Below are 11,268 nucleotides of genomic sequence, written 5' to 3'. Positions count from 1 at the left end.
CACTGCAAGTGGAATCGTCCTCCCCGACACGGCCAAGGAGAAGCCCCAAAAGGGCAAGGTCGTCGCCGTCGGCGATGGCAAGGTCAACGAGGACACCGGCAAGCGCACACCGCTTGACGTCAAGGAGGGCGACGAGGTCCTCTACAGCAAGTACGGCGGCACCGAGATCAAGGTCGACGGCGAGGACCTGCTGGTCCTCCGCGAGAGCGACGTTCTCGCCAAGGTCGAGTCCTAGAGGAGAACCAGAAACTTATGGCTCACAAGGAACTGAAGTACGACAGCGCTGCGCGCAAGGCCCTCGAGGCCGGCGTCGACGCAGTCGCCAACGCCGTCAAGGTCACGCTCGGCCCGAGGGGCCGCTACGTGGTCCTCGACAAGAAGTTCGGCGCCCCGACCATCACGAACGACGGCGTGACCATCGCTCGTGAGATCGAGGTCGAGGACGTCTTCGAGAACCAGGGTGCTCAGCTCGTGCGCGAGGTCGCCACGGCGACCAACGACGTGGCCGGCGACGGCACCACGACCGCCACGGTGCTCGCCCAGGCGATCGTGCGCACCGGCCTGAAGAACGTTGCGGCCGGCGCCAACCCGCTCGGCCTCAAGCGCGGCATCGAGCTCGCGGTCGACCAGGTCGTCGCGAACATCGCCAAGCAGGCCAAGGAGATCACCGGCAAGGACCAGATCGCCCGCGTGGCGACGATCTCGGCCGGCGACGAGGAGATCGGCGACGTGATCGCCGACGCCATCGAGAAGGTCGGCAAGGACGGCGTGGTTAACGTCGAGGAGGGCCAGACGTTCGGCATGGACCTCGAGTTCACCGAGGGCATGCAGTTCGACAAGGGCTACATCTCGCCCTACATGGTCACCGACCAGGACCGCATGGAGGCGACGCTCGAGGACCCCTACATCCTCATCGCCAACCAGAAGATCGGCTCCGTCCGCGACGTGCTGCCGATCCTGGAGCAGACGATCCAGTCGGGCAAGCCGCTGCTGATCATCGCCGAGGACGTCGAGGGCGAGTCCCTCGCGACCCTGGTCGTGAACAAGCTGCGCGGCACCTTCACCGGCGTGGCCGTGAAGGCTCCGGGCTTCGGCGATCGCCGCAAGCGCATGCTCGAGGACATCGCGATCCTCACGGGCGCCGAGGTCATCACCGAGGAGATGGGCCTCAAGCTGGAGAACACCCAGCTGTCGCAGCTCGGTCGCGCCCGCCGCGTCGTCGTGACGAAGGACAACACGACGATCGTCGACGGCAACGGCGACCTGGACGCCATCAAGGGCCGCATCAACCAGATCAAGGCCGAGGTCGAGAACACCGACTCGGACTTCGATCGGGAGAAGCTCCAGGAGCGCCTCGCCAAGCTGTCGGGCGGCGTCGCCGTCGTGAAGGTCGGCGCGGCCACCGAGACGGAGATGAAGGAGAAGAAGCACCGCGTCGAGGACGCGCTGCAGGCCACGCGCGCCGCGCTGGAAGAGGGCATCGTGCCCGGCGGCGGCGTCGCGCTGCTGCAGGCTTCGGCCGGCGTCAACGCCGACGCGATCGAGGACGAGGACGAGCGCACCGGCGCCCGCATCATCCTCCGCTCGCTGGAGGAGCCGCTCCGTCAGATCGCCGAGAACGCGGGCCTCGAGGGCTCCGTCGTCGTCGCTGACGTGCGCAAGGCCAAGAAGGGCTTCGGCCTGAACGCCGCGACCGGCGAGATCGTCGACCTGGTCGCCGCGGGCGTCATCGACCCCGCCATGGTCACCCGCTCGGCGCTGCAGAACGCAGCCTCGATCGCCAAGAACATCCTGACGACCGAGGCGATCGTCGCCGAGATCCCGGACAAGGATGCAGGCGGCGGCATGCCCGACATGGGCGGCATGGGCGGCATGATGTAGTCCAATCGCTTCTGCGATTGGTTCGCTTCGAGGGGCCCGGCGTGGTTGCGCGCCGGGCCCTTCTGCGTTTGAGGGCGGATGCGATCAATTGCCGCCTGCGGCATCGATCTCGGCGAGTTCAGCGTTGAGCTCAGGCGGCCATGTGTGCTGTCGGCGAGTAGCGAAGGTCTCGACACACGCATCACGGACCTCGCCGAGATCGTCAACCAGCTTGCGGAGCAAGATGAGGTCGATGAGATCACGCTCGCGACCGTTCTCGCGATCAGAGAAGCGCTCGGTTACTGCGTGAAGCTTCTGAGCGATCTGATATCGAACCGGCACACACGGTAGGGACTTGGGGCCTTGTAACCCAACGAAGTCCAGCGGTAGAGCCGGGACCTTCTCGGGCTCAGAAGCACTTCCTTCGGGCGGCGAGATCTCCAATTTGACGCTGCTCCAACTGCGCCCTGCGAAGGACAGCTTGATCCGCGAGGCGAAGAAGACAGTGTCCCTGATCTGCTTGGGCTCCTCGGCCTCAAGAGTGAAGCCGAGGTATCCGTCGCTCAGAGCCTCATCGAGGGCTGTCCACAGCGCTCGATGATCAACACCAACAACTGGTTCGTCATTGGCGTCGCCGTTGCCGTCGGCAGCAGGAGATCCGATTCGGAACATGGCGTCGACGTCGCGGGTCGCGCGCGCCGGGCCGGGGAAGCGCGCTTGCATGGTCACGCCGCCCTTAAACCAAAACGCTGGCGTGCCGTCCTCCAGCAAGGCACGTTCGATCGCGCCGGCGAAGACCATGAACGACACCCAATTGCGAAGCCGGTTCTGTGCCTGACCGGTGGCATTTGCGTGAAGGCTGATCAACTGCTCCAGCCGACTGCGGGTCCTTGGTGTCTTGACCGGCTTGTTTGGCGGCCGGGTCTGGTCGCTCACGTCGATGCTCTCACCCGGCAGGTGCGAACTCAGCCAATAGCGCCTCGACCTGGCCGCTCCTCAGCTTGCCGGTTCGACGACCGCTGTCGACCGCTTGCCGCAGCAGATCAGGACGCAGCTTTGACGCCACGCACTGACGGATCGCCTTTTCCAGGGTCACGATGGGAACGCTCTCGATGCGCGTTACATCGCGCGGATCGAGCGCCTCACGATGCACGACGTAGGCCGGCGGCGGAACTCGGGTCAACCGCGGCGTGCGTGGGATGGTGATGTGGATCTTGGCCGGGTTGACGTCGCTGACGTCATAGAGATCCAACGCCGTCTCGTGTGAGATCACACCGGCACCGTGGTGCCAGAGCGCAGCGGCCATGTACGGGTCCCAGCGCGTCGGCGGAATCGCCCTAATCCGGTAGAGACCAACGGCCGGGTGGTCGGCCTGCCCCCGTGCCTTGAGGTCGCTAAGCCGCCGAATGTCGATCCCCATTTCGCGCGCGTCTCCCGTGGTGACGTAGCCGTACTGCTCTGCAGCAAGCTCAAAGATCTCGTTGTACCGCTTCCCTGGCATGTGCAGATATTACCGCAAAAGACGGAAGAATCTGCATCTAGCGAGCAAGGGGTCACAAGCCGACGAAACGTCAATGTGGACATACCGTGGGTTCTATGCCCTCGCCGGTCACCACCCGACGAGCGACGGTGTCTCGTGACACCTCCGTCGTAGTTCCGAAACGGGGCGATGGTTGCGGGGAGTAGAACTTGGCACGTGATCTTCTACGAGCCCGACGCGCGCGATCGCGAGCTGCTGCCCCACGATCCGTTCAAGGCGCTGGTCGCGCCGCGGCCGATCGGCTGGGTGTCGACGCTGGGCGCCGATGGCGCGGTCAACCTCGCGCCCTACAGCTACTTCAACGCGGTTGGCAACACGCCGCCGATGTTGATGTTCTCGAGCGATGGCATGAAGGACTCCGCCACGTTCGCGCACGAGACGCGCGAGTTCGTGTGGAACTTCCCGACATGGGATTTGCGCGAGGCGATGAACGCGACGTCGGCCGGGCTGACACGCGGCGAGAGCGAGTTCGCGCACGCAGGGTTGGAGCTGGCGCCGTCGCGGATCGTCGCCGTGCCGCGCGTGGCGGCGAGCCCGTGCGCGCTGGAGTGCCGGATGACGCAGACGCTGGAGCTCACCGATGTGGACGGCCGCGGGACCGACCGCCACCTCGTGATCGGCCAGGTCGTCGGGGTTCATCTCGACGAGGCGTTCATCGACGAGCGCGGCCAGGTCGACACCGCGGCGATGGCGCCGATCGCCCGCTGCGGCTACACCGACGAGTACGCCGTGGTGGACTCGCTCTTCCTCATGGCCCGACCCGGGTAGCGTTGGGGCCTATGAGCCACACGATCAAGAACCTCCGCGACGTCGAAGACGTAGCGCCGAAGGCCGGCTTCGACACCGTCCAGGAGGCACGTTTCTGCCGACAGGACCTCGACGCCGAGAAGACCGGCCTCGCGCTGATGCGCGTCAAGCCCAACCAGCGCCAAGGCTTCGCCCACCGCCACAACCAGGCCGAGGAGATCTACGTCGTCGTCGGCGGCTCAGGCCGCATCAAGCTCGACGACGAGATCGCTGACATCGGTGTGATGGACGCGATCCGCATCGCCCCGGACGTGGCGCGCTCGCTGGAGGCCGGCCCCGACGGCCTCGAATACCTCGCCCTCGGCGCGCATCACGAGGGCGATGGGGAGATCTTGAAGGACGAGGGGTTCTGGGGCTGAGGCGCGGGCCGGCGGAGAGCCGGCGGGCCCGGCCAGCGGCCCGGCGTCGCAGTTTCGTGACGGTGCCGGGTACGTTGACCGGGAATGTCCCGGTCAATGTGCCGGACGCGGTGGGTCGCGGCGCTGGTAGCCGCGACCCGAAGGCGCCGAGCTCAGTCCTTGGTGGCCTTGGCGTAGGTGCTGAAGAGGCGGTCCAGTGCCTGGGCGGCGAGGCGGTCGACGGTGATCTCGGCGAGGAGATCGGGGTCGATCGGCTTGTCGATGGGCATGCCGTCGAGGCGGTCGTTGTTGCAGAGCGCGAGGTCGTAGCGGCGGTGGCGCAACTGTTCGACCAAGTCGTCGGTGAGCGGGACCTCGAACGTCTCAGTGTTGGGATCGTCCTTGTCGGGGTCCCATCCGACGGCGGTGATGAGCGCGGTTGCGGCGCAGAAGCGCATCGCGAGCACGTACTGGGCCTCGGGCCCGTAGAGGAGGAAATCCTCAAAGAGCTCGTGGCCGAGGTCCATCATCTTCTTGGTCTCACGCCGAAGAACATCGGCGGTCTCGCGATCGACGACGAGCATGCGGGCGTGGGTACGCTGCGGGGTACTCATGGGAGTGTCTGCTCCTTGGGTCATGCCCCCGGCCGTTGGTAGCGGCGCGGGGGTGCTGTATTTGGATGAAGGCGAAGCCTAGCTGACTGGTCGGACGGGATGCTTGACTGCGCAGAAGTGTTGCGAGGTCGCAATCTCGTCGCAGACCGACAACATCAACAACTCCAGGTGCCGACGTTTGGATGCTCAGCGCGACCGGGATCGTTGCGCGCGATGTGGCCTGTCGGCATCGAGGGGAGTGAGCGGGGTTGGTGGCTCGTCGCGTCGGCTCGTCATCCACTGGGGTCCGGGTGGGCGATGCGGGTGGGAGCCGAGGGACGGCTGACACCTCGACGTTGGATCTCAACGTCTAGGTGCCAGCCGCCTCGCGACGTCGTTCGCAGGTCGTTCGTATGGAAGTGCTCTCTGCGAGCACCTCTGTACGAACGACTTCCGTTCGGAGCCGAATCGTGGCTCGGGGTCGGTTTGGACGTCAGATAGACGTCGAAAACGCCCCGGACCACTCCCGCGCGAGGATCCAGGGCGTTTGACCCCTCATATGCGAGGGGCAGACGACCCGGATCGATGCGGGGCGTCTGGCGATGACCTATTCACCACGAAACGCCCCGCATCTCCCGCGCCCCGGCGCCCGCGGACGACAGGCCAACGCCGAGAGCCACCGACCCCGCTCACTCCCCTCGATGCCAAACAGACCACGCCGCGAACCCCGACCAACGTCCGCACGGAACACCACCAACAACACGCGCAACAACAGCGCTCGGCAATACCAACGCTAGCCCCGCGATCAGCGCCCCACGACGCCAGTCTCGGGCGGTCCGTCACCCGACCCGCGACCAAGCGCCGTGGGTACAACCACGACGCCCGTCCGCTAGTGCGTGTGGCCATGCCCGTGGTCGTCGTGATCGTGCGAGTGACCGTGACCATGATCGTTAGGCTCCCCCGCGATCGACTCGAGCAGCGACATCGCCGCCAGCTGCGCCGGCGTTCCCGCGATCGAGCCATCAGACATCTCCTCGAGCTGCGGCGCGAACGTCACGTGGACGTTGACTTCCTCGCCGCCCGAGTCCTCCAAGACGATCACCGCGCGGCCAGCGCCTTCCGGGACGCCCGTCCCGCTTGACAGCGCCTCGCGTGCTGCGCTCAACACCTCGACCGCCAGCTCGCGCCAGTGGTTGGCGGCCTCGACCTGCTCGTCGGCCGCCATGCCGGCAAGGTGGTGCTGGTTGCGGCCGGCAAGCGCGGCGACTCCGGCCTCCACGGCTCGCGTGCCCAGCAGCGCGTCGGTCTCGATGGTGGCGGGTCCGTCTTCTGCAGCCATACCGGCATGGTCGCAGACGGTCCAGCGGGTCGCTCAGCCGGGCAAGCCCGCGTTCCGGGTCGGTTGGTGTCCCTCAAAGGGACACGGGACGCCCCGGACCGCTGTCGAACGCGCGCCGGTCCACGCTCGGCAGACGCGCTCGCGACGCCGCCCGGTCGGCCTCAGCCCGCGTAGATCTCTCGGGCACCCCGCAAGCGCGTGCGCAGCCGCGTCTGCGCCAGCCCGCTGTCCAGCGGGCAGTGGCGTGGACGGTCGGCAGGCGCGGCCGCGCCCCGCAACATCCCCACGTCCAAGCCCGCCGCCCCGACGACCAGCTGCGCAAGCTCCAAGCGGCTCAGGCCGTCCGCCCCACCGACGTGCAACGGACCACCACCATCCTGCGCCGCCAGCTCCAGCAGCGCCGCCGCGAGATCGTCGACCTGGATCGCGGAGCGGATCTCGTCGGTGAAGAACGTGACCTGCTCCTCTCCGCGCGCTGCGGCCAGCGCCAGCGCCTCGTGCGGCGACGGCGCGTGGCCGGGACCGCCGATGAGCAGCGAGGTCCGGACCATCAGGGCAGCGGGGTTCGCCGCCTCCACCGCGACCTCGGCCGCCGCCTTCGTCGCGCCGTAGGCGGTGACTGGCCGCACGATGTCGCCCTCACGCAGGGCGCGATCGCCGTCGCCGGCGAAGATCGCATCCGACGAGACGTGCACCAGCCGCGCGCCTGCCGTCCGCGCAGCCGCGGCGATGTGCCCGGCGCCGGCGGCGTTGACCGCCATCGCCTCCTCGCCGTGCTGGCGATAGGCGGTGTGGATGATCGCGTCGGGCGCGACCGCATCGACCACACCAACAACCGCGGCCGCGTCGCGCACGTCCAGCGCAACCCAGTCCGGATGCGTCAACGCCGTCCCCACCATCTCCCAGCCCGCCGCCGGCCCGGCGGCGACAACAGCCCTTCCGAGAAAGCCCGGGGCGCCGGTGACGAGGAGTCTGGGCACGCCCGACGGCCGCTCAGGCCGGATCGCCGTGGGCGACGCCGTCGCCCTGGCGTGACGCCGCGCCGAGCGTGAACAGCTCCAGCATGGAGGAGAACAGCTCGTCGGGCACCGCGGCGGGCTCGACGAAGCGCTCGAACGCGACGCCGTTGGCCATGGCGAAGATCATCGTCGCGAGCTGGTCGAACGGGACGCCAGGATCGAAGCCACCCGCCTCGGCGCGCGCGCGCAGCACGACGGCCATCCGCTCGCGCATCTGGGCGTAGCGCCGCTGCAGTTGCACGCGGAAGCCCTCGTCACGCGACGCGTGCAGCGCCGCCTCGAAGAACAGCCGGCCCCACTCCGGGTCGCCCGCCAGGTGGTCGATGAACTCGCGGCCGGCGGCACGCGCCTGGACCTCTGGCGACTCGCCGGTGCTCAGCGCGCGGTCCATCTCGTCAAGGCGATTGGCGAAGCGGACGTCGAGCATCGCGAGAAAGAGCTCCTCCTTGGAGCCGAAGTTCGCGTACACCGCCCCCTTGGTGAAGCCCGCATCAGCGGCGACCTCGTCGACCGACGCCTGCGTCAGCCCGCGGCGCGCGAAGACGCGCCCGGCGGCCTCTAGCAGGCAGGTCCGTGTGTGCTCCTGGCGTTGCTTGCGGGTGAGCCGCTCGGGGGCCGAGGTCATGTGGCGATAATCTCGCCACCGCGACCCGGAACGAGCGTGATGACCCGGCGGCCGACCTTCTCGTTCTCCGGACGCGACGGCTTCAAGCGCACGTTGGCCACGATCGCGCCCAGGACCGCGCGCATCTCGGTCTCGGCGAAGCTCGCGCCCAGGCAGCGGCGCACGCCGCCGCCGAACGGGAGGTAGGTGTAGGGGTTGGCCCGCACGCCGAGCCAGCGCTCCGGCTTGAACGCCGCCGCGTCGGGATAGATGTCCTCGCGCCGATGCATCAGATGGATCGACGGCGCCACGCGGGCGCCGGCCGGCAGGTCATAGCCGGCGATCGTCTGCGGCTCCATGAGCTTGCGGCCCACGAATGGGATCACCGGGCGCAGCCGCAGCGTCTCCTTGATCACGCCGTCGACGTACTCCTCGCCTTCGCCCGCGCGCACCTCATCGGTCAGACGCTCTAGCGCATCCGGATGGCGCACCAGCCGCTCGAGCGCCCACGCCAGCGCGGTCGCCGTCGTCTCGTGGCCGGCGACCAGGAGCGTGACGAGCTCGTCACGCAGCTCGACGTCGTCCATCGGCGAGCCGTCCTCATGACGCGCGAGCAACAACATCGACAACACGTCGTCGCGCGCTTCAAGGTCGTCGCGACGGCGGTGGTCGGCGATCACGGCGGCGATGATCTCGTCCACGGGGTCGAGCACGCGGGCGAAGACGCGGCGCCGGTCGGCGCGCTGAGGTCCGTAGATCAGCAGCTTGCGCATCTCGCGCTGGTCGGCGGTGGACTCCAGGAAGCTGCGCAGGCGGGTGCGCAGCTCGGCCAGGCGCGGGTCGCCCTCGTCCACGCCGAAGACGATCCGCATGATCACCTCGAGCGTCACGCTCTGCATGTGCGGGTGGACCGCAAACGGGACACCGCGCGGCCAGGACGCGACCTCGCGCTCGGCGATCTCGGTCATCAACTCGACGTGCCGGCGCATCTTCTCGCCGTGGAACGGCGGCAGCAGCAGCCGACGCTGGCTCAGGTGCGGCGCGCCATCGAGCAGCAAGACCGACTTGTGCCCCAAGAACGGGAGCAAGATGATGTTCGACGCGCCGGCGTGAAAGATGGCCGGGTCGCCGGTGAAGACCTGCTTGACGTCGGCCGGGTCGGAGAGCACGACGAACGTGTCGCGCGCGATGTGCATGGTGAACGTGTCGCCGTACTTGGCGCGGGCACGCTCGACGAACTGGAACGGCCGGCTGAGCCAGCCGACGGTCTGCACGACCCGCGGCATGCGCGGGCCGGGCGGCAGGGGCGAGCGCCGTGACAGGCGCGGAACGGGTGCGGTGGTGGCGGCCATCAGATACCCGATGGTATTCGGATACCGATCAGAATGTCAAATGCCGCTAGCCGCCGCCGGGGGCGCTCGGTGCGCCTGGCGCCGGCGCGGGCGCAGGCGGCACGAACTCGACAAGCACCTCGACGACGCGATGCCAATCGCGGCGCAGCGTGCGGTAGACGCGCCGGACGGTGTTCGCGCCCACCCCCGCCGGCTCGACGCGCACGAGCTCGATCAGCCCGGCTCGGTGGAGCGCCCGAACTGCGTACACGACCGTGTCCAGAGGCACATCAAGACGGTCGGCCAACTGCGACGGGCTGAGATGCTCATCGGCCAGCGCCACGAGGATGGGCAGGCGGACGGGATGGCGAATTTCCGCCAGCAGCGACCCCAAGCGCTCCGCCCCAGGATGGTCCACGAAGTGGCGACATTAGGGGAGAGAGACAGGAAAACGGGATTACGGCGCCGGAGTGAATTGCGCCATGTTTTGCAGACATGTCGCTTACGGTTTGCACACGAAAGCGTATTCTATTACGGTGCGGTCCATGCGCTGGGACCATCGACCCTCCGCATTCGCCGCCTGACCTTGCGCACGCGGGTCGGCGCGGCGACTCTTCCGCAGGCTTCGGCGCTCTAGGCCTCCTAGGGCGCCGAGGTCGTTAAGACCGATGTCTCGGTATCGGCGCCCCAGGGTCTCCTGGGGCGCCGATGCCGTTGAGCGGTCAGGCTCCTGCCACCGCCGAGACCGGGCGCGGCGCCGGCCCCACGTACTTCGCGGTCGGGCGGATCAGCCGCGCCTCCCGCTTCTGCTCGAGGATGTGCGCCGACCAGCCGGCGACCCGCGCACAGGTGAACATCGAGGTGAAGAGCTCCGGCGGGACCTGCGCCGTGTCGAGCACGACGGCCGACCAGAACTCCACGTTGGTGGCCAGCACACGATCGGGCCGGCGCGCCTTCAGCTCCGCCAGCGCCGCCTGCTCCAGCGCCTCGGCGACCTCAAAGCGCGCCGAGCCGATGTTCCGCGCCGTCCGACGCAGGACACGGGCACGCGGATCCTCGGCGCGGTAGACCCGGTGCCCGAAGCCCATCAGCCGCTCGCCGCGATCCAGCGCATCCTTGACCCACTTGTCGGCGTCGCCGAGTGCGTCGACCTCGTCGAGCATCTTGAGGACGCGCGACGGTGCGCCGCCGTGTAGCGGCCCGCTGAGCGCGCCGATCGCCGCCGACATCGAGGCCGCGACGTCCGCACCCGTGGAGGCCACGACGCGCGCGGTGAACGTCGAGGCGTTCATGCCGTGCTCGGCCGCGGAGATCCAGTAGGCGTCGACGGCCTTCGCATGATCCGGATGGGCCTCGCCGCGCCAGCGGATGAGGAAGCGCTCGGCAAGCGTGGAGCCCTGATCGACGTCGGCCTGCGGCACCCACGGCTTGCCGAGGCCACGCGCGCTCTGCGCCACGAAGCTCAGGGCCATGACCGACGCGCGGGCAAGGTCGTTGCGCGCCTGCTCGTCGGTGATGTCGATCAGCTGCTGCAGACCCCACTCCGGCGCCAGCGCGGCGATCGCCGCCTGGACGTCAACGCGCGGATCGCCCGAGCGGATCGTCAGCGGATGCTGCTCGGCCGGGCTGAGCCCGGGCGCGAAGCTGCCGTCGACGAGCAGGCCCCAGACCTTCTCGTAGGGCACGGTGCCGACGAGATCCTCGATGTCGACGCCGCGGTAGCGCAGCGCGCCACCCTCCTTGTCGGGCTCGGCGATCTCGGTCGCGAACGCGACCACACCCTCCAGCCCCGACTGCACCCCTTCGATCACGTTGGTCACTCTCTCGCTCCTGTTGC

Annotated in this window: 13 protein-coding genes; 4 read left to right on the top strand and 9 right to left on the bottom strand. The window is 68.4% G+C overall.

Translation table 11 applies throughout. The features are described from left to right. The coding region (locus VGO10_RS10380; RefSeq protein ID WP_327467919.1) for a co-chaperone GroES at positions 1 to 235 on the top strand (235 nt) is incomplete at its 5' end. A gap of 17 nt (positions 236 to 252) precedes the next feature. After that, on the top strand, positions 253 to 1,881 hold the full coding sequence (gene groL / locus VGO10_RS10375) for a chaperonin GroEL (RefSeq protein ID WP_327467917.1): 1,629 nt from the start codon (positions 253 to 255) through the stop codon (positions 1,879 to 1,881). A gap of 84 nt (positions 1,882 to 1,965) precedes the next feature. Here groL and VGO10_RS10370 read toward each other — a convergent pair whose 3' ends face one another. Together VGO10_RS10370 and VGO10_RS10365 are read right to left on the bottom strand one after the other, a co-directional pair. Further along, positions 1,966 to 2,796 carry a nucleotidyl transferase AbiEii/AbiGii toxin family protein gene (locus VGO10_RS10370; protein ID WP_327467915.1) on the bottom strand — a complete coding sequence of 277 codons (831 nt, stop codon included), beginning with the start codon at positions 2,794 to 2,796 and terminating at the stop codon, positions 1,966 to 1,968. A 10-nt stretch (positions 2,797 to 2,806) separates the two neighbouring features. Then, positions 2,807 to 3,361 carry a type IV toxin-antitoxin system AbiEi family antitoxin domain-containing protein gene (locus tag VGO10_RS10365; RefSeq protein WP_327467913.1) on the bottom strand — a complete coding sequence of 185 codons (555 nt, stop codon included), beginning with the start codon at positions 3,359 to 3,361 and terminating at the stop codon, positions 2,807 to 2,809. Between the two features lie 198 nt (positions 3,362 to 3,559). Here VGO10_RS10365 and VGO10_RS10360 point away from each other — a divergent pair, with 198 nt between their 5' ends. Next, positions 3,560 to 4,168, top strand: coding sequence for a flavin reductase family protein (locus VGO10_RS10360; RefSeq protein WP_349258935.1), 609 nt, complete (start codon positions 3,560 to 3,562; stop codon positions 4,166 to 4,168). Positions 4,169 to 4,179: 11 nt separating this feature from the next. Then, positions 4,180 to 4,566 (top strand): hypothetical protein, encoded by a 387-nt coding sequence (locus VGO10_RS10355; protein ID WP_327467909.1) that lies wholly within the window; start codon positions 4,180 to 4,182, stop codon positions 4,564 to 4,566. Between the two features lie 152 nt (positions 4,567 to 4,718). Here the strand turns inward: VGO10_RS10355 and VGO10_RS10350 are convergent, their stop codons facing one another. From VGO10_RS10350 to VGO10_RS10320, 7 genes are all read right to left on the bottom strand, one after another. After that, a complete protein-coding gene (locus tag VGO10_RS10350; RefSeq protein ID WP_327467907.1) occupies positions 4,719 to 5,159 on the bottom strand; it encodes a hypothetical protein in 441 nt (146 codons plus the stop codon). Between the two features lie 868 nt (positions 5,160 to 6,027). Next, entirely contained in the window at positions 6,028 to 6,477 is a 450-nt protein-coding gene (locus VGO10_RS10345) for a hypothetical protein (protein ID WP_327467905.1), read from the bottom strand. 161 nt (positions 6,478 to 6,638) lie between these two features. Then, the gene (locus VGO10_RS10340; RefSeq protein WP_327467903.1) at positions 6,639 to 7,457 is read right to left on the bottom strand and encodes a sugar nucleotide-binding protein; all 819 of its coding nucleotides are present in this window, start codon (positions 7,455 to 7,457) and stop codon (positions 6,639 to 6,641) included. A gap of 13 nt (positions 7,458 to 7,470) precedes the next feature. Continuing rightward, a complete protein-coding gene (locus VGO10_RS10335) occupies positions 7,471 to 8,121 on the bottom strand; it encodes a TetR/AcrR family transcriptional regulator (RefSeq protein WP_327467900.1) in 651 nt (216 codons plus the stop codon). Next, positions 8,118 to 9,452, bottom strand: coding sequence for a cytochrome P450 (locus tag VGO10_RS10330; protein ID WP_327467898.1), 1,335 nt, complete (start codon positions 9,450 to 9,452; stop codon positions 8,118 to 8,120). The genes VGO10_RS10335 and VGO10_RS10330 overlap by 4 nt, the downstream gene beginning before the upstream one ends. A gap of 46 nt (positions 9,453 to 9,498) precedes the next feature. After that, positions 9,499 to 9,849 carry a helix-turn-helix domain-containing protein gene (locus VGO10_RS10325; protein WP_327467896.1) on the bottom strand — a complete coding sequence of 117 codons (351 nt, stop codon included), beginning with the start codon at positions 9,847 to 9,849 and terminating at the stop codon, positions 9,499 to 9,501. Between the two features lie 304 nt (positions 9,850 to 10,153). Beyond that, complete coding sequence (locus VGO10_RS10320) at positions 10,154 to 11,251, bottom strand: citrate synthase 2 (RefSeq protein WP_327467894.1); 1,098 nt, start codon at positions 11,249 to 11,251, stop codon at positions 10,154 to 10,156. Positions 11,252 to 11,268: the final 17 nt, after the last annotated feature.

The organism is Baekduia sp., from assembly GCF_035996765.1.
Lineage (GTDB): Bacteria > Actinomycetota > Thermoleophilia > Solirubrobacterales > Solirubrobacteraceae > Baekduia.
Note: the sequence above shows the minus strand (reverse complement) of the source record. Positions and strands in the feature narration are given on the sequence as shown.